The following is a 22,835-nucleotide window of genomic DNA, read 5'->3' as shown; positions in this document are numbered from 1 at the left end:
GCGGGCGGTTCGCTCGGGCCGGCAGGACCAGCGGGGCCCGGCGCCGCAGGCGTCGCGTCCGCAGCCGGTTCGCTCGGGCCGGCAGGACCAGCGGGGCCGGGCACCGCCGGCGTCGCGCCTGCGGCCGGCGCCCGGAGCGCGGGCGGTTCGCTCGGGCCGGCAGGACCAGCGGGGCCGGGCACCGCCGGCGTCGCGCCTGCGGCCGGCGCCCGGAGCGCGGGCGGTTCGCTCGGGTCGGGAGGACCGGCGCGCTCCGGGTGCGGGGCCGGGAGAGGGGCCGGCCCGGTGGGGGCGGGGCTCGCGGCGCGCGGGGCGGGCGGCGTGGCCCCGGGCGGGGCCTGCCGGTCGCGGGGGGTGTCCGTCGCGTCGCGGGGGCCGCCCGCCGGGGGGTCGGTGTCTCTCGGCATGGGCGCAGCCTGCGGGAACCCACCTCCCGATCCGTAGACTTTCGGTCCCAGCCGAATCTTCGCGAGCCGAGAACGAGACATGCCCGTCCATCTGCATTTCGACGAGAGCGACCTGCTGCGCTGCCGCTTCGCGGTCTCACCGCTCTGGGAGACGCAGGCCGCCGTGCGGGTGCTGGGGCGGCCCGAACGCCAGGGCTACCACCTGCCGTGGCTGCGCAGGATCCGGGACGCGGCCGCCGGGCTCGACCTGGAACCGCTGTGGCTGCTGATGGTGGAGGGCGGGCACAGCCCGGACTTCTTCTGCCCGCCGCCGATCGGACCGCTCGCCTCCTTCGAGGAGGAGATCGCGGGGGTGCGGGCCGTCGATCCCCGGCTGGCCGGCAAGGACCTGGCCTGGACGCTGGCGGACCGGCCGAAGGTGCTGCACTCCCCCGCCGGGCAGGCGCTGCTGGCCGATCCCGCGCGGACCGTACGGGAGGTGGCCGATCTGCTGGAGCGGGCCTGGCGGGTGCTGATCGAACCGCACTGGCCCCGGCTGCGCGCCCTGCTGGAGGCGGATGTGGCCTATCACTCGCGGCGGCTGGCCGCGGTCGGCTTCGAGCGGCTGCTGGGTGAGCTGAGCCCGCAGCTGAGCTGGGCCGACTCGACGCTCACCATCACCCGTACGCGGGCCCGCCACTCCCGGGTGCTCGGCGGGCAGGGTCTCGTCCTGATGCCGTCGGTCTTCGCCTGGCCGCACGCCGTCGGCGGTTTCGAGGACCCCTGGCAGCCCGCGGTCATCTACCCGGCGCGCGGCATCGGCGGGCTCTGGACGGAGCCGGGCGACAGCACACCGGACGTGCTCGCACGCCTGCTGGGCCGGGCCCGGGCCGACGTCCTGTGCGCGCTCGACGAGCCGGCCGGCACCGGCGCGCTCGCCCACCGGCTGGGCCTCGCCGCGTCCTCCGTGTCCGGCCATCTGTCGGTGCTGCGGGCCGCGGGGCTGCTGACGTCGCGCCGGTACGGCCACCAGGTGCTGTACGAGCGGACGCCGCTCGGCATCGCGCTGGCCGTGCCCCCGCACCACCCGCCGCAATGAGCGGAGCCCCCGGCCGGGTTTCGGCAGGGGGCTCCGGAAGTGCGGGCGCGCGCGGCGTCAGCCGGCCAGGTAGCGCTCGACCGTGTCGACCTTGGAGGTCAGACCGTCGGTGACACCCGGGCGGATGTCGGCCTTGAGTACGAGGGAGACCCGTCCGGCGCGTGCCTCGACGGCCGCGACGGCGCGCTTGACGACGTCCATGACCTCGTCCCACTCACCCTCGATGGAGGTGAACATGGCGTCCGTGCGGTTGGGCAGTCCGGACTCGCGGACGACCCGGACGGCGTCGGCGACGTACTCGCCGACGTCCTCGCCGACACCCAGCGGGCTGACGGAGAAGGCGACGATCATGCGCTGACCGTTCCTTCGCGGCGGGCGCGGGCGGCGATGACGCCGTCGGCCTCGTAGCGCTTGAGCACCTTGTCGCCGTACAGCCCGCCGAACGGCAGCACACAGAGCACGAAGAAGAACGCGACGCGCTTGAGCGGCCACTTGGTCTTGTTCCAGACGTCCAGCAGCAGGACGACGTAGATCACGAAGAGCACGCCGTGCAGCATGCCGAGCGGCATCATCAGGAAGTCGATGTCGGAGACCCGGCTCAGGACCGAGCCGAAGAGGATCAGCGCGGGGAAGGAGAGCGCCTCGGGAATCGAGATGAGGCGCAGCCGGTGCAGGGCGGTAGCGGTCTTGATGTCCACGGGGGCACCTTCGGTGGGAGGATCGTGACTGCTTGTGAACGAAGGCACAAGCGCCACCATTGTGGCATCGCCGCTCCGGGCGTCCGGCGGCGGGGGCGTTCCCGGAGCCGTCCGGGCCCGCTCCTCCGTGCGGAGTACGTCCCGGTTACGTCCGCGTCCGGTACCGGATGCGTATCAGGAGCGGTTCAGAGGCCCGATCGCGTCACAGGCCCTGTCCTGCCGGCGGCCCGTGCCGCTACCTTCGCCGGGTGGCGATGTTCCGACTCCAAGGCAGCAAGACGCTCGCCGTCGATCTGACCGGTGATGCCGTCAAGGCGAAGAACGGCTCGATGGTCGCGTACGACGGCCGGGTGACGTTCAAGAAGATGACGGGCGGCGGTGAGGGTCTGCGCGGCATGGTGACCCGCCGGCTGACCGGTGAGCAGATGACCGTGATGGAGGTGACCGGGCAGGGCACCTGTTTCTTCGCCGACCGCGCGAGCGAGATCAATCTGGTCTCGCTGCGGGGTGAGAAGCTGTACGTCGAGGCGAGCAATCTGCTCTGCACCGACGCGGGGCTGCGCACCGGCACCACCTTCACCGGGCTGCGCGGCGGCGCGACGGGCAACGGCCTGTTCACCACCACCGTCGAGGGCACGGGCCAGGCGGCGATCATGTCGGACGGTACGGCCGTGGTCCTGCGGGTCTCGGCCCAGTACCCGCTGTTCGTCGACCCGGGCGCCTACATCGCCCACCAGGGCAACCTCCAGCAGCACTTCCAGTCCGGGGTGAACTTCCGGACGCTGATGGGCGAGGGATCGGGCGAGTCCTTCCAGATCCGCTTCGAGGGCGAGGGGCTCGTCTACGTCCAGCCCAGCGAGCGGAACACGATCGGGGGCAACGTCTGATGCCGTTCCGTGAGATCAACTCGAAAATGGTCGAGGCGACGGTGATCCCCGGCCAGAAGATGTTCAGCCAGCGCGGCGCCATGCTCGCCTACCGCGGCGAGGTGTCGTTCACGCCGAACATCCAGGGCGGCCAGGGCGGGGTGATGTCGATGATCGGCCGCCGGATGGCGAACGAGGCGACCCCGCTGATGACGGTCGAGGGAAGCGGCACGGTGATGTTCGGCCACGGCGGCCACCACATCCAGGTGATCAGTCTGACCGGCGACACCCTCTATGTGGAGGCCGACCGGCTGCTCGCCTTCGACGGGTCGCTCCAGCAGGGCACGATGTTCATGGGCTCGCAGGGCGGGGTGATGGGCATGGTGCGCGGCCAGGTCACCGGGCAGGGCCTGTTCACCACGACGCTCAAGGGCCATGGCGCGGTGGCGGTGATGGCGCACGGCGGGGTCATCGAGCTGCCGATCTCCCCGGGCCGCGATGTACATGTGGACCCGCAGGCCTATGTCGCCCACCACGGCGACGTACGCAACAAGCTCTCCACCGCGCTGGGCTGGCGCGACATGGTGGGGCGCGGATCGGGCGAGGCGTTCCAGCTGGAGCTCAGCGGCAGTGGTGCGGTGTACGTCCAGGCGTCGGAGGAAAAGCTGTGAGCACACCGGTGGTCTTCGATCCGATGACGCTGCCGTCGGACGACAACGTCAACGCGTACACCTTCTGCGTGGAGCTCAAGGGGAGCCAGTGGTTCCTGCAGAAGGGCAAGATGATCGCCTACTACGGGCGGATCGAGTTCAACGGCATCGGGCACGGCCGCTTCGAGCGGCTGGTCCGTACGAGCTTCCACTCGCCGCTGCACGCGAGCGACTGGGTGGTGGCCGAGGGCAGCGGCAAGATGCTGCTCGCGGACCGGGCCTTCGATGTGAACTCCTACGACCTGGACAACGGGAACCTGACGATCCGGTCCGGCAACCTCCTCGCCTACCAGCCGTCGCTGGCACTCAAGCAGTCGATCGTGCCGGGGTTCCTGACGCTGATCGGCACGGGGAAGTTCGTCGCCGCGTCCAACGGGCCGGTGGTCTTCATGGAGCCGCCGCTGCGGGTCGACCCGCAGGCTCTGGTCGGCTGGGCGGACTGTCCTTCGCCCTGCCACCACTACGACCACGGCTACATGGCGGGCGTGATGGGCGGGCTGCGCGCGCTCACCGGGATCGGTGGCGCGTCGGGCGAGGAGCACCAGTTCGAGTTCGTGGGCGCGGGCACGGTGCTGCTCCAGTCCTCCGAGGTCCTGATGGCCGAGCAGCCGACGGGGGCGGTTCCGCAGCAGGCGGGGGTACCGGGCGGCGGTCAACCCGGGTCCGCACCCCGCATGCCCGGCCAGCTGGGGGATCTCCAGCGTCGCTTCGGCTTGTGACCGGTAGTCTGCGGAGTGTGATGTCGAACGTCTGCGCCCCGCCTTCGGGCGCGTGCCGGGCATCACACACTCCCACTTCGTCCGGCTTTCAACTTCTTAGGTAGAATCCATATATGGAGACCGAGACGGCCACCCGCTGGCTGAGCGACGCGGAGCAGTGCGCCTGGCGCACCCACCTGGACGTCGGCAGACTGCTGACGCACCAACTGGAGAAGGACCTCCAGCCGTTCGGCCTGACCATGAACGACTACGAGATCCTCGTCAATCTCTCGGAGTCGGACGACCAGCGCATGCGCATGAGCGACCTGGCCGGCGCCACGCTGCAGTCCAAGAGCAGACTCTCGCACCAGATCACCCGCATGGAGGCCGGCGGCCTGGTCCGGCGGGAGAACTGCGAGTCGGACCGGCGCGGGCTGTACGCGGTCCTCACCGAGGCCGGTGCGGAGACCATGCGCAAGGTGGCACCGCACCACGTCGCATCCGTCCGCAAGCACTTCATGGACCTGCTGACGCCCGAGGCGCTGGACGAGCTCCATGCGGCGCTGGTCCCGGTCGCCGAGCACCTGCGCAAACGGCGCGTCTGACACCACCCGGCGGGCCGGGCGGCGCTCAGCGCGCGCCCGGCAGCCACAGCTCGAACCGGGCGCCGCCCTCCGCCGCACCGGTCACGGCCAGCCGGCCCCCGTGCCGCACGGCCACGTCGCGGGCGATGGCGAGGCCCAGACCGGCCCCGCCGTCGTCACGGGTGCGGGCGTCGTCCAGACGCACGAAGCGCTCGAAGATCCGCTCGCGTTCCGCCTCCGGCACCCCGGCCCCGTCGTCGGTGACCGCGACGACGACACCCCCGCGTTCACCGCGCACCAGGACGGCCACCGAACGCTCCGCGTGCCGTTCGGCGTTGTCCAGCAGATTGCCGATCACCCGGGCCAGCTGGCCGCGCGAACCGGTCACCTCCAGTCCACCGGACTCCGCCGCGGACACCGTCACCGGGATCCGGTCACCGGTGCGCTGCGACACCTCCTCCCGGACCAGCGCGCCGAGGTCCAGCCGCGCCTTCCCGGGCCGCTCCCCCGCGTCCAGCCGGGCCAGCAGCAGCAGGTCGGCGGCCAGCGCCTGGAGCCGTACGGTGTCGGCGACCGCGCCCGTCACATCCAGCAGCTCCGGATGCGCGGCGCCCACCTCCAGCTGGGTGCGCAGCGAGGCGATCGGGCTGCGCAGTTCGTGCGAGGCGTCCGCGACGAAGCGCCGCTGCCGGTCGACCGAGGCCTCCAGAGCGGTGAGGGTCTCATTGGTGGTACGGGCCAGCCGGGCGATCTCGTCGCGCGAACCGGGCTCCGGCACCCGCCTGCTCAGATCCTCGGACGCGGTGATCGCGGCCATCTCGCGCCGGATGCCCTCGACGGGGCGCAGCGCCCGCCGGGTCACCAGCCAGGTCACACCGGCGACGACGAGGAGCACCACGGGCAGCCCCGCCAGCATCGCTCCGCGCACGCTGGCGACGGCCCGCTGTTCCGCGGCGAGCGGGGCGCCGGCGTGGACGGTGAGGGTCAGGCCCGCGGAGTTCGTCGCCTCGACGGACGCGAACCGGTAGTCGGCGCGGTCGCCGTCGACGGTGGCGGTGCCGTTGGTGAAGCCCGGGTCGTCGGTGGAGACCTCGCCGCGGCCGGGGTCGGCGCTCGCGGCCGCGTCATCGTCGTCACGGTCCTCGCCCCCGTGACGGTCGCCGCCCCCGTCCTCGCCGCCCCCGTCCCCGCCGCCCGACGCCGAGGGGGCGGGCGGGGGCTGCGGGGTGACGTGGCCGGTGCCGGTGCCGGAGATCGCGTCGAGGTCCTTGGAGACGGCCACCACCCGCCCGTCCTCGTCGGTCACCTGGACCGGGTGGTCCTCCTCGTCGCCCGTCTCCAGCTTGTCGTACGGCACGTCCAGGGCCAGCTGCCCGGCGACCTCCCGGGCCACCACCTCGGCCTGGAGGCCCGCCTGGTCGGTGAGGTTGGCGCGCAGGACGAGCAGAACGGCGAGCCCGGCGGCGGTCAGCGCGAGGGCGACCACCACCGTGGCGCCGAGCGCGGCCCTGGCCCGTACGGATCTCACAGCGCCTCCAGGCGGTAGCCGGCGCCGCGCACGGTCCGGATGGCCGCCGCGCCGAGCTTGCGGCGCAGGGTGCTCACGTACACCTCGACGATGTTGGGGTCGCCGTCGTAGGCGAAGTCCCAGACGTGTTCCAGGATGTCCGCCTTGCTCACCACCTGTCCGGCCCGCAGCGCGAGCTGTTCGAGCACGGCGAACTCCTTCGCGGTGAGGGTGATCTCCTCCTCGCCGAGGTGGACGCGGCGGGCGGCGGTGTCCATGCGCAGGGAGCCGGCCGTGACCACCGGGGAGCCGGAGCCGCCGCGGCGGCGCAGCAGGGCGCGGATCCGGGCGACCAGCACCACGTAACTGAACGGCTTGGTCAGATAGTCGTCGGCGCCGGTGTCGAGCCCTTCCGCCTCGTCGTACTCCCCGTCCTTCGCCGTCAGCATCAGGATCGGCACCTCGTGGCCGGCGGCGCGCAGGGCGGCGCAGATCCGGTAGCCGTTCATCCCCGGCAGCATGATGTCCAGGACGACGAGGTCGTACGCGCCCTCGGAGGCGCGGTGCAGCCCCTCGAGACCGTCGTGCACGACGTCCACGGCGAATCCCTCGGCGGTGAGCCCCCGGGCCAGGGAGATCGCCAGCCGCTTCTCGTCCTCCACGATCAACAGGCGCATGTGCACAGCGTCGCAAACGGAAGCTGAAGACGGCTTCAGGCGGCTTCAGGCTGCGTTCAGCATCACCCCGGCAGAGTGGTCCGCATCGCACCAGCCCATCCGATTCGGGGAGGAACCCTCATGAAGCGAAAGTTCGTCATCGCAGCAGTCACCGCGGCCGTGCTCGTCGGCGGCACAGCGGCCACGGCCGTGGCCTTCGCGGACGACGACAGCCACGACAGCGCCCGGAGCAGCACCGCGAGCGGCGCCACCGCCCGGGTCGCCGTCGGCGACGCGGCCGCGGCAGCCGTCCGGGCCGTCCCGGGCACGGTGACCGAGGCGGAGCTCGACGACGAGGACGGCGGGCTCGTCTGGGAGCTCGATGTGTACGGCTCCGACAAGTCCTGGCACGACGTGACCGTGGACGCGGGCAACGGCAAGGTGCTCGGCAAGCACGTCGACGACGACCGCGACCGCCACGCTCCCCGGCAGACCTCCGTCACGCTCGACGAGGCGGTCGCCGCCGCGCTGAAGTCGGCCCCGGGGACGGTGACCTCGGTCGAGCTGGACGGCCACGACGGCCGAAGCGGCGGGGCCACGCACTGGGAGGTGGACGTCCGGGGCAAGGACGGCAGGACGCACGAGCTGAATGTCGACGCGAAGACGGCCGCGGTGACGGCGGATCGGTCGGACGACCGCTCGGACGACCGCCCGGACGGCCGGCACGGGGACGACGGCAAGGGCGACGACCGGGACGACGACTGAGCCGGTGACCGGGCGGCCGGGCCGTCAGGGGGCGTAGGCGGAGAGGACCGTCCCGTTCTCGAGGCTCGCGATCACCATGTCGCCCCGGGCGATGAGCGAGACCGACGCCGGGTCGAGCCGGCCCTCCCAGGGGTCCGGCCAGCCCTTGATGTCCCCGCCGCCCTCGGTCCTCACCTCGCCCTCGGCCGCGAGGCGGACGGCGGTCGGGCCGTGCCACTGCACGATGACCGCCCGGTCACCGACGACGGACGGCACGCCCGTCTGCGCCAGCGCCTCGTCGCACTCACAGGTCGCCCAGCGCAGCGCGCCGTCGGCCAGGCCGAAGGCCAGGATCCGGTCCGTGCTGCTCACCACGACCGTGCCGTCCCGCGCGAGGGCGGGGCGGTAGGCGATGTCCGTGCCGGGGGCGATGGTGCGGCGCTTGTCCGGGGCCCTCACATCCACGACCGTCAGGCCGTCCGGACCGGCGCACAGGAGCTGGGCGCCCTTCAGCACCGGGGTACGGCAGGTGAGGCCACCCGCCGGAACGGCGGCCGTGCGTGAACCGTCCGCCGTCTTCAGGACGGTGATCGCGTCGCCGGCCGCCACGAGCCGCCCGTCGTCGAGGACGAGTTCGGCCTCGTCGGCCGGCTCCTGCCACGCCTTGTCCCAGACCGGTTCGTGCGAGCCGGTCAGCCGGCGGGCGGTCAGCCGTCCGGTGGCCGCGCCCGCGGCCTTCGTGGCGTAGTAGAGGACGTCGCCCGACTGTACGGAGTCGGCCAACCGGGCCCCGTCCGGCAGTGGTTCGCGCCATCTCTCGTCGCCGTCGGCGAGGTCGCGGGCGACCAGGGAGCCGCCCTCGAAGGCGAACACGGTGGCGCCCAGGACGGCCCCGACCGACGTGGGGGCGGACCCCGGCCCCGTCTGCGGGCCGCGCCAGCGCCGCTTGCCGTCCGCCGCGCTCAGCACGGTGACGCGGCGCGGACCGCCGCACACCAGCGACGCACCCGCGAGCACGCACTCCACCCGGCCGTCGTCGGCGACCTGGGCCTGCCACGCCTTCCAGCCCTCCGGCCGGGTGGAGACATCGGCCGCCGCCGCCCCGAAGTCGCCGGTGCGGCCCGGGTCGGCGCCCGGGAAGACGGCGGCCCCCGACCGGGCGCTGGCCGCGCCCGAGGCGGACGCGGCCGGCCGAGAACCACCGCCCGCGCCGTCGTCCCCGTCGAACACCCCTGGCAGCAGCACGGAACCGAGCACCACGCACACCACCGCCGCCACCGCCGCCAGCCCGATCCACAGACCCCTGTCGCCCTTTCGCCCGCCCGGGACGGCCACGGGCACGACGGGCGTCGGGGCGAAGGCGGCCGGGTGGTGGGGCGGGAGCGCCGGTGCCGCGGGGGACGGTGCGGCGGCCCGCGCGCAGGCGCGGGCCGCCGCCGCGTGGGCGGCGAGCTGGCCGCGTACCGCGTCCGTCCAGGGGAAGACCCCGGGAGCCGGCGGGTCCGGCAGCAGCAGGTCCGCCAGCTGCCGGGGCGTGGGCCTGGCCCCGGCGTCGCTGTGCAGGCACGCCTCGATGACGGTCCTCAACCGCTCAGGTACGTGGCTGAGTTCGGCATCGCCCCGGGAGATCCGGTAGATCACGGCGGCCATGTCGGAGTCGTCGAACGGCCCGTGTCCCGTCGCCGCGAACGTCAGTACCGCGCCGAGGCAGAACACGTCGGACGCCGGTACGAGGAACCGCGAGCCGTTGACGTGTTCGGGCGAGATGTAGCCGGGGCTGCCGACCACCACTCCGGTACGGGTCAGCTGGGTGGCGTCGAAGCCCTGGGCGATCCCGAAGTCGATGACCTTGGGCCCGTCCGGCCCGAGGAGCACATTGCCGGGCTTGAGGTCGCGGTGCAGGACGCGCACGGCGTGCATGTCCGCGAGGGCCAGGGCCAGTCCCGCACCCAGGGCGCGGACCACCGGTTCGGGCAGCGGGCCGCTCCGGGTCACCGCCTCGGCGAGCGAGGGGCCCGGCACGTACTCGGTGGCGAGCCAGGGCAGCCGGCCGCCCGCGTCGCCGCCGACGTGGGCGGCGGTGTGCGGACTGCGTACGGCGGCGGCGGCGTCGATCTCGCGGCGGAAACGGATCCGGAAGCCGTCGTCCAGATCCAGATCGGCCCGGACGGTCTTCAGCGCGACCAGCCCGTCGGGGCCGCCCGCAGCGCCTGCCGGCCTGGCGAGGTACACCTCGCCCATGCCGCCCGCGCCGAGCAGGCCGAGGGCCTGGTACGGGCCGATCAGCCGGGCACGGCCGGGCGCAAGCGGCTCGATCATCACACGGTCCCCGTCTTCGTGGGTCGTTTCACTCGGGCAGCGGTACGGAGACCGCGGTGCCGTCGTCGTACACGATGTGCACGACCCCGCCCACCGGCAGCATGTCCGGGGCGAGCAGTTCCTTGCCCAGTTCGACGCCGTTGGCGTGGTCGTAGGACGGCGTCCTGCTCGGGCCCGGGGCACCGGGGACCGCGGTCTTCTTCAGCGGGCCGAGGGTGCCGTCGGGGCGGAGGGCGACCGTGTACAGGGCCGTACTGTCCGCCCAGACGAGCGTGTCGGCGACGATCAGCGGGGCGGAGACCAGGTTGCTCATGCCCTGCCGCGGGTGGATCTTGAGCGGGAAGCGGCCGAGGGTCCGGCCGTCCGCCTGTCCCACGACGACGATCTCGTCGGGCACGCTCTTCACGTACGCATCGCCCCTGTGCAGCACGACCACCCGGTCGTCGAGCGCGGTGAGCGCCGCCCCGGCCACCAGCGCGGAGTCCACCTCGACCTTTCCCCGCGCCTGGAGGTTCCCCGTCGTGAACCGCAGCACGGTCGTGTCCATGCCGAAGCCGGAGGGGTCATCGCCGCTGGGGGTACTCGTCGTGCAGAACGCGGACGTTCCCCGCACCCTCAGGTCGCCGCACCCGGAGCTCGCGGACTGCTGCACGGCATCGCCCCCGGCCGTACCCAGCAGTGTGCCGTCCTCGGGGCGGAAGGCCTTCGGGGCCTCCTCGCCCACGGCGTACACGACCTTGCCGTCGGTGGCGACGGGCCAGAAGTTGCCCTTCTGCGCGCTGGATATGTCCTCCGCCGCCAGCGGCTTCCGCCACCTCTCGGTGCCCGTCGCGCGGTCGTACGCGGCGAGTTCGGCTCCCTTCTCCGAGTCGGCGGCGGCGAAAACCAGGTCGCCGACGACGAGCGGTGCGCTCTCCAGGCCGAGGGCGCTTCCCGATCTGGTCTCCCAACGGCTCTTCCCCGTCCGGGCGTCCAGCGCGTGGAGCCGGCCGCCCGCGGAGAGCAGGACGGTGTCGTCGTACACGGTGGGCAGGGTGGCCCCGGCCGGCATGAAGAACGCGCCGCTCGGCCCCCAGCCCGCCTCACGTCCTTTCATCTCCTGCCCCGAGTCGAAGGTCCACACCGGGTGTCCGTCGCCCGCCGACAGGGCCTCGTACGTGCCGTCCACCGTGCGGCAGACCACGATGTCCCGCCCCGCCGAACAGCCGAGCGGGGACGCGGTGAACTTCCCCTTCCACGACTTCGTCCACCCCGCAGGCCGCACCTCACGCCCGTACGGAACGGTGCCCGACGCGTCCGGGCCGCCGTTCTCGCCCACGCCCGCCACGATGGTGGCCGCGGTGGATCCGGGTGAACCGGCCTTCGCGGAGCCCTCGCCCTTCCCCCGCCAGGCCAGATAACCGCCCGCGGCCGCGCCCAGCACGACCAGGGCGACGAGGGCCGGACCCAGGGCGCTCCTTCGTCGGCGCGGGGGTTCCGCGAGGCCGGGACCCTGGGTGGGCGCGATGTGCACGCCTGGCACGAAGTCCGTGCCCTGGGTGGGCAGTTGATGCGCCGCCGCGCGGCTTCCCGTGGCCGCCTCGGTCGGCGTGTAGCCCGGGAGCAGCGGGCCGTCCAACGCGGTGACCCGGGCCAGCTCGCGTCCGTACTCCGCGATCTGCCCGCTCACCGCTACGGGCCACCCGACGGCGGCGCCGGGCGTGAGGCGTTCGGCCAGCTCCGCTGCCGCGGGGCGCGCGGCGGGGTCGGCGGTGAGGCAGTCCTCCAGGACCGCGCGCAGGGGGGCGGGCACCTCGTCCAGGTCCGCCTCGACGTACTTGACGCGGTAGAGGACGGCGGCGACCGGGCCGTCGCCGAAGGGGTCGTGGCCGGTGGCGGCGAAGCAGAGCACGGAGGCGAGGCAGAAGACGTCGGAGGCCGGGACGACGCGGCCGCTGCCCGCCACGTGTTCCGGGGACATGAAGGAGGGGCTGCCGACCATCCGGCTGGTGGTGGTGAGCGCGGCCGAGCCGGAGTCGCGGGCGATGCCGAAGTCGATGAGGCGGGGGCCGTCGGCGGCCAGCATCACGTTGCCGGGCTTCACGTCGCGGTGGACGATGCCCGCCGCGTGCACGGCCGCCAGGGCGCGGGCGAGCCCGGCGCCCAGCATCCGCACCTCGGCCTCGCCCATCGCACCCGCCCCGCGCACGGCGGCGGAGAGCGTCGGCCCGGCCACGTACGCGGTGGCGAGCCAGGGCACCTCGGCGTCGGCGTCCCCGTCGAGCAACGGGGCGACATGGGGGCCGGTGACGGAGCGGGCGACGGCGATCTCGCGGCGGAAGCGGCTGCGGAAGCCCTCGTCCCGGGCCACCTCGCGGCGGACCGTCTTGACGGCGGCGGGACCGGCCCCGTCAAGACGGTCCCCCAGGAAGACCTCTCCCATACCGCCCGCGCCCAGCCGGGCCCGTATCGCGTACGGACCGATCCGTCTGGGCGAGTCCTCCCGCAGCGGACCCAGCATGTGCCACTTCCCCCCTGTGCGCACGACACGTGACCGGCGGCAATCCTGCCACGGGCGGGGCCGGAAGGGTGCCGGTTCGAGGCGCCGACGACGCGCTCCCGGACCGTGGCTGACACGGAGTCAGGCAGGTGGATCGAGCCGGGCCGGCGGACCTCTGCCCCCTCCTCCCGCGCGGCCCGCACGCCGCGCCGGGGAGGGGGCCGGGCCTCAGGCCTCGCCGGTGAGTCCCGCCACCAGTTCGTCCGCCGCCGCGTACGGGTCGAGCCGGCCCGCCACGATGCGTTCGGCGAGGGCGTCCAGACGCCGGTCGCCGTGCAGGTCCCCGATGCGTTCGCGGAGCCGGGTGACGGCGATCGTCTCGACCTCGCGGGCGGCGCGGGCCGCGCGCCGCCCGGCCAGGACGCCGTGCTCCTCCATCCACGCCCGGTGCTTCTCCAGCGCCTCGACGACCTCGTCGATGCCCTCGCCCCGGGCGGCGACCGTCTTCACGATCGGCGGCCGCCAGTCGCCGGGCCCCCGGGACTCCCCCAGGGCCAGCATGTGATTGAGCTCGCGGGCGGTGGCGTCCGCGCCGTCCCGGTCGGCCTTGTTCACGACGTACACATCGCCGATCTCCAGAATTCCGGCCTTGGCCGCCTGGATGCCGTCGCCCATGCCGGGGGCGAGCAGGACGACGGAGGTGTCGGCCTGGGAGGCGATCTCCACCTCCGACTGTCCGACGCCCACGGTCTCCACCAGGATCACGTCGAATCCCGAGGCGTCCAGCACCCGGATCGCCTGCGGTGCCGACCAGGCGAGGCCGCCCAGATGCCCGCGGGTGGCCATGGAGCGGATGTAGACGCCCGGGTCGGAGGCGTGGTCCGACATCCGGACCCGGTCGCCGAGGAGGGCGCCGCCGGAGAACGGCGAGGACGGGTCGACGGCGAGGACGGCGACCCGCTTGCCCTGCCGCCGGTAGGCGGAGACGAGTGCCGATGTCGATGTCGACTTGCCGACACCCGGTGATCCGGTCAGGCCGACGACGTAGGCGTTGCCCGCCAGGGGCGCCAGGGCCGCCATCACCTCGCGCAGCTGCGGCGACGCCCCCTCCACCAGGGAGATGAGCCGGGCCACGGCCCGAGGCCTGCCCGCACGGGCCTGCTCCACCAGGGTGGGGACGTCCACCATCACCGCTCCGTTCGCCGCTCGCTCCACGTACTGCTGAGTACTACTTGCCCGGAACGCGGATGATCAGTGCATCGCCCTGACCGCCGCCGCCGCACAGCGCCGCCGCACCGGTGCCGCCGCCGCGCCGCTTGAGCTCGAGCGCGAGGTGCAGCACCACACGGGCGCCGGACATCCCGATCGGGTGGCCGAGCGCGATGGCGCCGCCGTTGACGTTGACCTTGTCCGAGGTGACGCCGAGGTCCTTCATGGACTGGACGGCGACGGCCGCGAACGCCTCGTTGATCTCGATGAGGTCGAGGTCCTCGACGCCGATGCCCTCCTTCTTCACGGCGTGCCGGATGGCGTTGGACGGCTGCGACTGGAGCGAGTTGTCCGGGCCCGCCACATTGCCGTGGGCGCCGATCTCGGCGATCCAGTCCAGGCCCAGCTCCTCGGCCTTGGCCTTGCTCATGACGACGACCGCGGCGGCGCCGTCGGAGATCTGCGAGGAGGTGCCGGCGGTGATGGTGCCGTCCTTGGCGAAGGCGGGGCGCAGCTTGCCGAGGGACTCGACGGTCGTCTCGGCGCGGATGCCCTCGTCCTTGGAGAAGAGGACCGGGTCGCCCTTGCGCTGCGGGATCTCGACCGGGGTGATCTCGGCCTCGAAGAGACCGTTCTTCTGGGCGGCGGCGGCGCGCTGGTGGGACAGGGCACCGATCTCGTCCTGGGCCGCACGGTCCAGTCCGAGGCGGGTGTTGTGCTTCTCGGTGGACTCACCCATCGGGATGTTCTCGTAGGCGTCGGTCAGGCCGTCGTACGCCATGGAGTCGAGCATCTCGATGGCGCCGTACTTGTGGCCCTCGCGCGACTTCGGGAGCAGGTGCGGGGCGTTGGTCATGGACTCCTGGCCGCCGGCCACGACGATGTCGAACTCACCGGCGCGGATCAGCTGGTCGGCCAGGGCGATGGCGTCGAGCCCGGAGAGACACACCTTGTTGACGGTGAGCGCCGGGACGTTCATGGGGATGCCGGCCTTGACCGCTGCCTGACGTGCCGGGATCTGCCCCGCCCCGGCCTGGAGCACCTGGCCCATGATCACGTACTCGACCTGGTCGCCGCCGATGCCGGCCCGGTCCAGCGCCGCCTTGATGGCGAAGCCGCCGAGATCGGCTCCGGAGAAGCTCTTCAGGGAACCGAGCAGGCGGCCCATGGGCGTACGGGCGCCCGCGACGATCACTGAGGTGGTACCGGTCGTTCCTGACATGAGGCGCAGCCCCTTGGATTGGTTGTGAACGAGGGTTTACTCGAATGTACTGAGCGGTACCGCGCCCGTCATCCGGCAGCGGGTGTGATCGCGCGCACGTTGCGTAACCATCCGCCGAGCGCTGCACTGGTCCCATGCTGACGCGAATCGACCACATCGGGATCGCCTGTTTCGACCTCGACAAGACCGTCGAGTTCTACCGCTCGACCTACGGGTTCGAGGTGTTCCACTCCGAGATCAACGAGGAGCAGGGCGTACGGGAGGCCATGCTCAAGATCAACGAGACGTCGGACGGCGGCGCCTCCTACCTCCAGCTGCTGGAACCGACCCGCGAGGACTCCGCCGTGGGCAAATGGCTGGCCAAGAATGGCGAGGGCGTGCACCACATCGCCTTCGGTACGGCGGACGTCGACGCGGACGCGGCGGACATCCGCGAAAAGGGCGTCAGGGTGTTGTACGACGAGCCCAGGACGGGTTCGATGGGTTCCCGGATCACCTTCCTGCACCCGAAGGACTGCCACGGGGTCCTCACCGAACTGGTCACGTCCCGGACGGAGCACTGACCCGAGGCATACCCGGCCCGGTAGAGTGGGCTGTTCCGGGCCGGGGCCGGATCGGGGCCGCGCCGCGTCCTCAGCCGTTGATCTGTCACCATTCCCCGGGGGACCGTTCGCCGGCGAACGGTACTCGTATGGAGTTCGCGATCAGGGTTGGGGTCTCCCCTTCGAACGAAGTTGAGAGCTCGGGGAAGGATGGGACCGCGCAGTGCGGGGCTACGAACGCCAGGAGAGCCACCGAGCTGAAGACGACCATCTCTCGCGGTTCGAAGCCGAGATGGACCGGCTGAAAACCGACCGGGAGAAGGCCGTCCAGCACGCCGAGGACCTCGGTTACCAGGTCGAGGTCTTGCGCGCCAAGCTGCACGAGGCGCGGCGCAGTCTGGCGACCCGTCCCGCGTACGACAGCGCGGACATCGGCTACCAGGCGGAGCAGCTGCTCCGTAACGCCCAGATCCAGGCCGACCAGCTGCGCAACGACGCCGAGCGCGAGCTGCGCGACGCCCGTGCGCAGACGCAGCGGATCCTGCAGGAGCACGCCGAGCACCAGGCGCGGCTCCAGGCCGAACTGCACAACGAGGCCGTGCAGCGGCGCCAGCGGCTCGACCAGGAGCTGGCGGAGCGCCGCCAGACCGTCGAGTCCCATGTCAACGAGAACGTCGCGTGGGCCGAGCAGCTGCGGGCCAGGACCGAGTCCCAGGCCCGCCGTCTGCTGGAGGAGTCCCGGTCCGAGGCCGAGCAGGCGCTGGCCGGCGCCCGCGCCGAGGCCTCCAGGCTGGCCGACGAGACGCGCCAGCGGCTCGGTTCCGAGGCCGAGTCCGCCCGCTCGGAGGCCGAGGCGATCCTGCTGCGGGCCCGCAAGGACGCCGAGCGGCTGCTGAACGCCGCCTCCAGCCAGGCGCAGGAGGCCACCTCCCACGCCGAGCAGCTGCGTTCGTCGACGACGGCCGAGACCGAGCAGACCCGGCAGCAGACCACCGAGCTGAACCGGTCCGCCGAGCAGCGCATGCAGGAGGCCGAGACCCAGCTGCGCGAGGCCCGGATCGAGGCCGAGAAGGTCCTGTCCGAGGCGAAGGAGGCCGCGGTCAAGCGGCTGGCCGGCGCCGAGTCGCAGAACGAGCAGCGCACCCGTACCGCCAAGTCGGAGATCGCCCGGCTGGTCGGCGAGGCCACCAAGGACGCCGAGTCCCTCAAGTCGGAGGCGGAGCAGGCGCTCGCCGACGCCCGCGCCGAGGCCGACCGGATCCGTTCCGAGGCGGCCGACACCGCGCGTACCGCCGCGGCCGAGGACGCCGCGGCCCAGCTGGCCAAGGCCGCCCGCGCCGCCGAGGAAGTGCTGACCAAGGCGTCCGACGACGCGAAGTCCACGACCCGTGCGGCGAGCGAGGAGGCCGACCGGATCCGCCGCGAGGCGGAGGCCGAGGCGGACCGGCTGCGCGGCGAGGCCACCGAGCAGGCCGACCAGCTCAAGGGCGCGGCCAAGGACGACACCAAGGAGTACCGGGCCAAGACGGTCGAGCTCCAGGAGGAGGCGCGCAGGCTGCGCGGCGAGGCCGAGCAGCTGCGCTCCGAAGCGGTCGCCGAGGGCGAGCGGATCCGTGGCGAGGCCCGCCGCGAGGCCGTCCAGCAGATCGAGGAGGGCGCGAAGACCGCCGAGGAGCTGCTGGCCAAGGCCAAGGCGGACGCGGAGGAGCTGCGCGGCGCCGCCGGCACGGACAGCGAGCGGGTCCGCGGCGAGGCGGCCGAGCGGGCGGCGGGGCTGCGCAAGCAGGCCGAGGAGGCCCTGGAGCGGGCCCGCGCCGAGGCCGACCGGCTGCGCACCGAATCCGAGGAGCAGGCGGAGTCGACGACGTCCGCGGCCGAGCAGGCCGCGGCGGAGCTGCGCGAGGAGACCGAGCGGGCGGTCGCGGCCCGGCAGGCCGAGGCGGCCGACGAGCTGACCCGGCTGCACACCGAGGCCGAGAGCCGCGTCACCACCGCCGAGCAGACGCTGGGCGAGGCGCGGACCGAAGCGGAGCGCATCCGGCGCGAGACGAACGAGGAGTCCGAGCGGCTTCGCGCGGAGGCCGGCGAGCGGCTGCGGGCGCTCCAGGAGCAGTCCGAGACGGAGGCCCAGCGGCTGCGTGACGAGGCCGCGGCCGATGCCGCGCAGTCGCGGGCGGAGGGCGAGTCCGTCGCCGTACGGCTGCGCAGCGAGGCGGCCGCCGAGGCGGAGCGGCTGAGGACCGAGGCGCAGGAGAGTGCCGACCGGGTTCGGTCGGAGGCGGCGGCCGCCGCCGAACGCGTGGGCACGGAGGCCGCCGAGGCGCTGGCCGCCGCCCAGGAGGAGGCGAACCGGCGCCGCCGCGAGGCCGAGGAGACCCTGGACGGGGCGCGTACCGAGGCGAACCAGGAGCGCGAGCGGGCCCGCGAGCAGAGCGAGGAGCTCCTCGCCTCCGCCCGCAAGCGGGTCGAGGAGGCGCAGACCGAGGCCCAGCGTCTGGTCGAGGAGGCGGACGGCCGGGCCACCGAGATGGTCGCGGCCGCCGAGCAGACCGCCCAGCAGGTGCGGGATTCGGTCAGCGGGCTCCAGGAGCAGGCCGAGGCGGAGATCGCCGGGCTGCGCTCCACCGCCGAGCACGTCGCGGAGCGGACGAAGGCCGAGGCCCAGGAGGAGGCGGACCGGGTCCGCGCCGACGCCCACGCCGAGCGGGAGCGGGCCGGCGAGGACGCGGGCCGGATCCGGAGCGTGGCGCAGGAGGAGACCGACGCCGCGAAGGCGATGGCCGAGCGGACGGTCTCCGACGCGATCACGGAGTCGGAGCGGCTGCGCGCCGACACCGCGGAGTACAGCCAGCGGATGCGCACCGAGGCGTCCGACGCACTGGCGTCGGCCGAGCAGGATGCCTCGCGCAGCCGTGCGGAGGCCCGCGAGGACGCCAACCGGATGCGCTCGGAGGCGGCGGGTCAGGCCGACCGGCTGATCGCCGAGGCGACCGGCGAGTCCGAGCGGATCCGTAACGAGGCGGCGCAGCAGGCGGCCCGGCTCGGCGACGAGGCGGCGGGTGACGCGGAGCGGATGCGCACGGAGGCTTCGGCCACCGTCGGTTCCGCGCAGGAGCACGCGGCCCGTACCCGCGAGGAGTCGGAGCGGCTGCGGAGCGACACCGAGGCGGCGGCCGAGCAGATGCGTGCCGAGGCCCGCCAGGAGGCGGACCGGCTGCTCGACGAGGCGCGCGAGTCCGCGTCGAAGCGCCGAGCCGATGCCGCCGAGCAGGCGGACCAGCTGATCAACAAGGCCCAGGAGGAGGCGCTGCGCGCCGCCACCGAGGCCGAGGAGCAGGCCGACACGATGGTCGGCGCGGCTCGCAAGGAGGCGGTGCGGATCACCTCCGAGGCGACCGTCGAGGGCAACACCCTGGTGGAGCGGGCGCGTACGGACGCGGACGAGCTGCTGGTCGGTGCGCGCCGGGACGCCACGCAGATCCGGGAGCGGGCCGAGGAGCTCAGGACCCGGCTCGAGAGCGAGATCGAGGAAATGCACGACCGGGCGCGGCGGGAGACCTCCGAGCAGATGCGGACGGCCGGCGAGCGCGTCGACAATCTGATGAAGGCGGCGACCGAGCAGCGCGACGAGGCCGCGGCCAAGGCCAAGGAGCTGCTGGCCGACGCCAATTCGGAGGCGAGCAAGGTCCGGATCGCCGCGGTGAAGCGGGCCGAGTCGCTGCTGAAGGAAGCCGAGCAGAAGAAGGCCAGCCTGGTGCGCGAGGCCGAGAAGCTGCGGTCCGACGCCGAGGCCGAGGCCAAGCGGACGGTGGACGACGGACGGCGCGAACTCGACGTCCTGGTGCGCCGGCGCGAGGACATCAACACGGAGATCTCCCGTGTCCAGGACGTCCTGGAGGCGTTGGAGTCTTTCGAGACCCCCGGTGCGGGCGGCAAGAGTGCGGGCGCCGGACCGGCCGGTGGCGTCAAGGCCGGTGCCTCCGCAGGCACTCGTTCGAGTGGCAAGCCGTCCGATGGGTAGTCTGCCGACCGTCTCCCGTGGTTCCGCAAGGACATTCAGTCCTCCGAGTGGCAAGGGTTACGGAGGTCAGCCACTCAAAAGGGGTGTCATTCTCCAGATCAAACGGGCATCTGCTCGATGACACGCCGCTCAGGCCCCTAGGATTCCCTCTATCACCTCACCGGTCTCACTTCGACAGGAACCCCATGAGTGACCCTTCCTCCCCCTTCGGCTTCGAGCTCGTGCGGCGTGGTTACGACCGCGGTCAGGTGGATGACCGCATTACCAAGCTCGTCGCCGACCGTGATAGTGCTCTCGCCCGCATCACGTCTCTGGAAAAGCGCATCGAGGAGCTCCACCTCGAGACGCAGAACGCCCAGGCCCAGGTGAACGACGCGGAGCCGTCGTACGCGGGTCTCGGCGCGCGTGTGGAGAAGATTCTCCGCCTCGCCGAGGAGGAGGCGAAGGACCTGCGCGAGGAGGCCCGTCGCGCCGCCGAGCAGCACCGCGAGCTCGCCGAGTCCGCCGCCCAGCAGGTGCGCAACGACGCCGAGACCTTCGCCGCCGAGCGCAAGGCCAAGGCGGAGGACGACGGTGCCCGCATCGTCGAGAAGGCCCAGGGTGAGGCCACCACGCTGCGCACGGACGCGCAGAAGGACGCGGCGCAGAAGCGCGAGGAGGCCGACGCCCTCTTCGAGGAGACCCGTGCCAAGGCCGCCCAGGCCGCTGCGGACTTCGAGACCAACCTGGCCAAGCGCCGCGACCAGTCGGAGCGCGACCTCGCGTCCCGTCAGGCCAAGGCCGAGAAGCGTCTGGCCGAGATCGAGCACCGCGCCGAGCAGCTCCGCCTCGAGGCGGAGAAGCTCCGTACGGACGCCGAGCGCCGGGCCCGTCAGACGGTGGAGACGGCACAGCGTCAGTCCGAGGACATCGTGGCCGACGCCAACGCGAAGGCCGACCGGATCCGCAGCGAGTCCGAGCGCGAGCTGGCGGCGCTCACCAACCGCCGCGACTCGATCAACGCGCAGCTGACCAACGTCCGCGAGATGCTGGCGACGCTGACCGGTGCCGCGGTGGCCGCCGCAGGCACCCCCGCCGACGAGGAGCCCGCCTCCCGCGGCGTCCCGGCCCAGCAGACCCGCTGACGCCTGGGAACGACACAGCAGCAACTCCTGCGCGCCCGGTTCCGCCTTTGTGGTGGCGCCGGGCGCGCGGCCGTTCTAGCGTGAACGCATGATCGAGCTCGATGGCCTCACCAAGCGTTTCGGCAACAAGGTTGCCGTCGATCAGTTGTCGTGCCGGATCAGGCCGGGGATAGTGACGGGTTTTCTGGGACCCAACGGGGCGGGCAAGTCCACCACGATGCGGATGATGCTCGATCTCGACAACCCCACCAGCGGGTCGGTACGCATCGACGGCAAGCACTACCGCGATCTCGCGGAGCCCCTGAAGTACATCGGCGCACTGCTCGACGCCAAGTCGATGCACGGCGGCCGCAGCGCGTACAACAATCTGCTCTGCCTCGCGCAGAGCAACCGCATCCCGGAGAGCCGGGTGGCGGAGGTCCTCGACACCGTCGGCCTGACCGCGGTGGCGAAGAAGAAGTCCAAGGGTTTCTCCCTCGGCATGGGCCAGCGGCTGGGGATCGCCTCGGCGCTGCTGGGTGATCCCGAGATCCTGATGTTCGACGAACCCGTCAACGGTCTGGACCCCGAGGGGATCCACTGGATCCGGAATCTGATGAAGACGCTCGCCTCGGAAGGCCGGACGATCTTCGTCTCCTCGCATCTGATGAGCGAAATGGCACTGACCGCGGACCACTTGATCGTGATCGGACAGGGCAAGCTGCTCGCCGACACCTCGATGGCCGACTTCATCCACCAGAACTCCCGCAGCTATGTGCGGCTGCGCTCCCCTCAGCAGGAACGGCTGCGGGACGTCCTGCACGCGGAGGGCATCATCGCGGTCGAGTCGGGCAACGGCACGCTGGAGATCGACGGCGCCACCACCGAGGCCCTGGGCGAGCTCGCCGCCCGGCACACGATCGTGCTGCACGAGCTGAGCTCCCAGCGGGCCTCGCTGGAGGAGGCGTTCATGCAGATGACGGCGGACTCGGTGGAGTACCACGCGCACTCGGAGCGCGGCGCCGCACCGCCACCGGTGGGGCCGCACTGGGGCGACCAGTGGGACCGGCCGCCGGGCGGCACCCCGGGCCCCGGGACTTCCGGCGGCTCCGGCACCGGACAGGGGGCGTGACGACGATGGCATCGGTACCCGCGGTCCTCACCTCCGAATGGACCAAGATCCGGACGGTCTCCTCGACGACCTGGACCCTGATCTCCGCGTTCGTCGTCACCGTCGCGATGGGCGCCGCGCTCTGTGCGGTGATGAACGCCCAGTTCAGCGACCTCTCCGATGCGGAGCGGGCCACGTTCGACCCCACGTTCATCAGCTTCTCCGGGATGATTCTCGGACAGCTGGCGATGGTGGTCTTCGGTGTCCTGGTGGTCGGTACGGAGTACAGCTCCGGCATGATCCGCACCTCGCTGGCGGCCGTGCCGCAGCGGGCCACGTTCCTCTTCAGCAAGATGCTGGTGGCCGGCGTGCTGGCCCTGGTGGTCGGCCTGGCCACCAGTTTCGTCTCGTTCTTCCTGGGCCAGGCGCTGCTCGGTGACCACAGCACCGACATCGGCGCGGACAACGTGCTGCGGGCGGTCTTCGGCGGCGGCATCTACATGGGGCTCATCGCGCTCTTCTCCATGGGCGTGGCGGCGATGCTGCGCAGCTCCATGCTGTCGCTCGGCATCCTGATGCCGTTCTTCTTCCTGGTCTCGCAGATCCTGTCGGCCGTCCCGGGCGCCAAGAACGTCGCCCGGTACTTCCCCGACCAGGCCGGTTCCAAGATCATGCAGGTGCTGCCCGACGCGATGAACAGCGATCCGGCTCCGTACGGGCCGTGGACCGGGCTGCTGATCATGGTCGCGTGGGTGGCGGCCGCGGTGCTCGGCGGCTTCCTCGTCCTCAAGAAGCGCGACGCCTGACCGGATGTGCCGTGGATCCCGGTCCACGGCGCATCCGGAGGGACTCGGCCGGTTGCGGTGAACCCCGGTTCACCG

Annotated in this window: 19 protein-coding genes; 11 read left to right on the top strand and 8 right to left on the bottom strand. The window is 72.6% G+C overall.

The window, feature by feature from the left end; genetic code table 11:
• The first annotated feature begins 486 nt into the window (after positions 1 to 486).
• Complete coding sequence (locus OG782_RS26230) at positions 487 to 1,485, top strand: DUF5937 family protein (protein ID WP_406454937.1); 999 nt, start codon at positions 487 to 489, stop codon at positions 1,483 to 1,485.
• A gap of 57 nt (positions 1,486 to 1,542) precedes the next feature.
• Here the strand turns inward: OG782_RS26230 and OG782_RS26225 are convergent, their stop codons facing one another.
• Entirely contained in the window at positions 1,543 to 1,836 is a 294-nt protein-coding gene (locus tag OG782_RS26225; RefSeq protein ID WP_406454935.1) for an MTH1187 family thiamine-binding protein, read from the bottom strand.
• Positions 1,833 to 2,183 (bottom strand): DUF3817 domain-containing protein, encoded by a 351-nt coding sequence (locus tag OG782_RS26220; protein ID WP_406454934.1) that lies wholly within the window; start codon positions 2,181 to 2,183, stop codon positions 1,833 to 1,835. The genes OG782_RS26225 and OG782_RS26220 overlap by 4 nt, the downstream gene beginning before the upstream one ends.
• Before the next feature lie 254 nt (positions 2,184 to 2,437).
• On the opposite strand from OG782_RS26220, the gene OG782_RS26215 reads away from it, so the two are divergent.
• From OG782_RS26215 to OG782_RS26200, 4 genes are all read left to right on the top strand, one after another.
• Positions 2,438 to 3,070 (top strand): AIM24 family protein, encoded by a 633-nt coding sequence (locus OG782_RS26215; protein ID WP_406459286.1) that lies wholly within the window; start codon positions 2,438 to 2,440, stop codon positions 3,068 to 3,070.
• The gene (locus tag OG782_RS26210; protein WP_406454932.1) at positions 3,070 to 3,720 is read left to right on the top strand and encodes an AIM24 family protein; all 651 of its coding nucleotides are present in this window, start codon (positions 3,070 to 3,072) and stop codon (positions 3,718 to 3,720) included. Before OG782_RS26215 ends, OG782_RS26210 begins: the two co-directional genes overlap by 1 nt.
• Positions 3,717 to 4,478, top strand: a complete 762-nt coding sequence (locus tag OG782_RS26205; RefSeq protein ID WP_406454930.1) for an AIM24 family protein — start codon at positions 3,717 to 3,719, stop codon at positions 4,476 to 4,478. Before OG782_RS26210 ends, OG782_RS26205 begins: the two co-directional genes overlap by 4 nt.
• 113 nt (positions 4,479 to 4,591) lie before the next feature.
• On the top strand, positions 4,592 to 5,062 hold the full coding sequence (locus tag OG782_RS26200; protein ID WP_406454928.1) for a MarR family winged helix-turn-helix transcriptional regulator: 471 nt from the start codon (positions 4,592 to 4,594) through the stop codon (positions 5,060 to 5,062).
• A gap of 25 nt (positions 5,063 to 5,087) precedes the next feature.
• Here OG782_RS26200 and OG782_RS26195 read toward each other — a convergent pair whose 3' ends face one another.
• Both OG782_RS26195 and OG782_RS26190 read right to left on the bottom strand, forming a co-directional pair.
• Positions 5,088 to 6,569 (bottom strand): sensor histidine kinase, encoded by a 1,482-nt coding sequence (locus tag OG782_RS26195; RefSeq protein WP_406454926.1) that lies wholly within the window; start codon positions 6,567 to 6,569, stop codon positions 5,088 to 5,090.
• On the bottom strand, positions 6,566 to 7,225 hold the full coding sequence (locus tag OG782_RS26190; protein ID WP_406454924.1) for a response regulator transcription factor: 660 nt from the start codon (positions 7,223 to 7,225) through the stop codon (positions 6,566 to 6,568). Before OG782_RS26190 ends, OG782_RS26195 begins: the two co-directional genes overlap by 4 nt.
• 120 nt (positions 7,226 to 7,345) lie before the next feature.
• On the opposite strand from OG782_RS26190, the gene OG782_RS26185 reads away from it, so the two are divergent.
• The gene (locus tag OG782_RS26185; protein ID WP_406454922.1) at positions 7,346 to 7,969 is read left to right on the top strand and encodes a PepSY domain-containing protein; all 624 of its coding nucleotides are present in this window, start codon (positions 7,346 to 7,348) and stop codon (positions 7,967 to 7,969) included.
• Between the two features lie 24 nt (positions 7,970 to 7,993).
• On the opposite strand, the gene OG782_RS26180 is transcribed toward OG782_RS26185, so the two are convergent.
• From OG782_RS26180 to OG782_RS26165, 4 genes are all read right to left on the bottom strand, one after another.
• Positions 7,994 to 10,267, bottom strand: coding sequence for a protein kinase domain-containing protein (locus OG782_RS26180; RefSeq protein ID WP_406454920.1), 2,274 nt, complete (start codon positions 10,265 to 10,267; stop codon positions 7,994 to 7,996).
• A 28-nt stretch (positions 10,268 to 10,295) separates the two neighbouring features.
• Positions 10,296 to 12,767, bottom strand: a complete 2,472-nt coding sequence (locus tag OG782_RS26175; RefSeq protein ID WP_406454918.1) for a protein kinase domain-containing protein — start codon at positions 12,765 to 12,767, stop codon at positions 10,296 to 10,298.
• A gap of 207 nt (positions 12,768 to 12,974) precedes the next feature.
• Positions 12,975 to 13,934, bottom strand: a complete 960-nt coding sequence (gene meaB / locus OG782_RS26170; protein ID WP_406459284.1) for a methylmalonyl Co-A mutase-associated GTPase MeaB — start codon at positions 13,932 to 13,934, stop codon at positions 12,975 to 12,977.
• Between the two features lie 40 nt (positions 13,935 to 13,974).
• The gene (locus tag OG782_RS26165; protein WP_406454916.1) at positions 13,975 to 15,177 is read right to left on the bottom strand and encodes an acetyl-CoA C-acetyltransferase; all 1,203 of its coding nucleotides are present in this window, start codon (positions 15,175 to 15,177) and stop codon (positions 13,975 to 13,977) included.
• Positions 15,178 to 15,311: 134 nt separating this feature from the next.
• On the opposite strand from OG782_RS26165, the gene mce reads away from it, so the two are divergent.
• The 5 genes from mce (at position 15,312) to OG782_RS26140 (ending at position 22,760) form a co-directional block, all read left to right on the top strand.
• Positions 15,312 to 15,740: a methylmalonyl-CoA epimerase gene (gene mce, locus OG782_RS26160; protein WP_136328730.1), complete on the top strand. Its 429-nt coding sequence runs from the start codon at positions 15,312 to 15,314 to the stop codon at positions 15,738 to 15,740.
• A 202-nt stretch (positions 15,741 to 15,942) separates the two neighbouring features.
• A complete protein-coding gene (gene scy, locus OG782_RS26155) occupies positions 15,943 to 19,740 on the top strand; it encodes a polarized growth protein Scy (RefSeq protein ID WP_406454914.1) in 3,798 nt (1,265 codons plus the stop codon).
• Between the two features lie 185 nt (positions 19,741 to 19,925).
• Positions 19,926 to 20,864: a cellulose-binding protein gene (locus OG782_RS26150; RefSeq protein WP_406454912.1), complete on the top strand. Its 939-nt coding sequence runs from the start codon at positions 19,926 to 19,928 to the stop codon at positions 20,862 to 20,864.
• Positions 20,865 to 20,952: 88 nt separating this feature from the next.
• Complete coding sequence (locus tag OG782_RS26145) at positions 20,953 to 21,975, top strand: ATP-binding cassette domain-containing protein (protein ID WP_406454910.1); 1,023 nt, start codon at positions 20,953 to 20,955, stop codon at positions 21,973 to 21,975.
• 5 nt (positions 21,976 to 21,980) lie between these two features.
• Positions 21,981 to 22,760, top strand: a complete 780-nt coding sequence (locus tag OG782_RS26140) for an ABC transporter permease subunit (RefSeq protein WP_406454908.1) — start codon at positions 21,981 to 21,983, stop codon at positions 22,758 to 22,760.
• The last annotated feature ends 75 nt before the right edge of the window (positions 22,761 to 22,835 follow it).

This window comes from Streptomyces sp. NBC_00876 (genome assembly GCF_045207435.1).
GTDB lineage: Bacteria > Actinomycetota > Actinomycetes > Streptomycetales > Streptomycetaceae > Streptomyces.
Note: the sequence above shows the minus strand (reverse complement) of the source record. Positions and strands in the feature narration are given on the sequence as shown.

Bases quoted from the DNA above. Each gene is read 5' to 3' on its own strand.
- OG782_RS26165 (WP_406454916.1), bottom strand. From the start codon at position 15,177: ATGTCAGGAACGACCGGTACCACCTCAGTGATCGTCGCGGGCGCCCGT.
- mce (WP_136328730.1), top strand. From the start codon at position 15,312: ATGCTGACGCGAATCGACCACATCGGGATCGCCTGTTTCGACCTCGAC.
- OG782_RS26225 (WP_406454935.1), bottom strand. From the start codon at position 1,836: ATGATCGTCGCCTTCTCCGTCAGCCCGCTGGGTGTCGGCGAGGACGTC.
- OG782_RS26180 (WP_406454920.1), bottom strand. From the start codon at position 10,267: ATGATCGAGCCGCTTGCGCCCGGCCGTGCCCGGCTGATCGGCCCGTAC.
- OG782_RS26145 (WP_406454910.1), top strand. From the start codon at position 20,953: ATGATCGAGCTCGATGGCCTCACCAAGCGTTTCGGCAACAAGGTTGCC.
- meaB (WP_406459284.1), bottom strand. From the start codon at position 13,934: ATGGTGGACGTCCCCACCCTGGTGGAGCAGGCCCGTGCGGGCAGGCCT.
- OG782_RS26185 (WP_406454922.1), top strand. From the start codon at position 7,346: ATGAAGCGAAAGTTCGTCATCGCAGCAGTCACCGCGGCCGTGCTCGTC.
- OG782_RS26190 (WP_406454924.1), bottom strand. From the start codon at position 7,225: ATGCGCCTGTTGATCGTGGAGGACGAGAAGCGGCTGGCGATCTCCCTG.
- OG782_RS26150 (WP_406454912.1), top strand. From the start codon at position 19,926: ATGAGTGACCCTTCCTCCCCCTTCGGCTTCGAGCTCGTGCGGCGTGGT.
- OG782_RS26200 (WP_406454928.1), top strand. From the start codon at position 4,592: ATGGAGACCGAGACGGCCACCCGCTGGCTGAGCGACGCGGAGCAGTGC.
- OG782_RS26210 (WP_406454932.1), top strand. From the start codon at position 3,070: ATGCCGTTCCGTGAGATCAACTCGAAAATGGTCGAGGCGACGGTGATC.
- OG782_RS26175 (WP_406454918.1), bottom strand. From the start codon at position 12,767: ATGCTGGGTCCGCTGCGGGAGGACTCGCCCAGACGGATCGGTCCGTAC.
- OG782_RS26215 (WP_406459286.1), top strand. From the start codon at position 2,438: ATGTTCCGACTCCAAGGCAGCAAGACGCTCGCCGTCGATCTGACCGGT.
- OG782_RS26230 (WP_406454937.1), top strand. From the start codon at position 487: ATGCCCGTCCATCTGCATTTCGACGAGAGCGACCTGCTGCGCTGCCGC.
- OG782_RS26140 (WP_406454908.1), top strand. From the start codon at position 21,981: ATGGCATCGGTACCCGCGGTCCTCACCTCCGAATGGACCAAGATCCGG.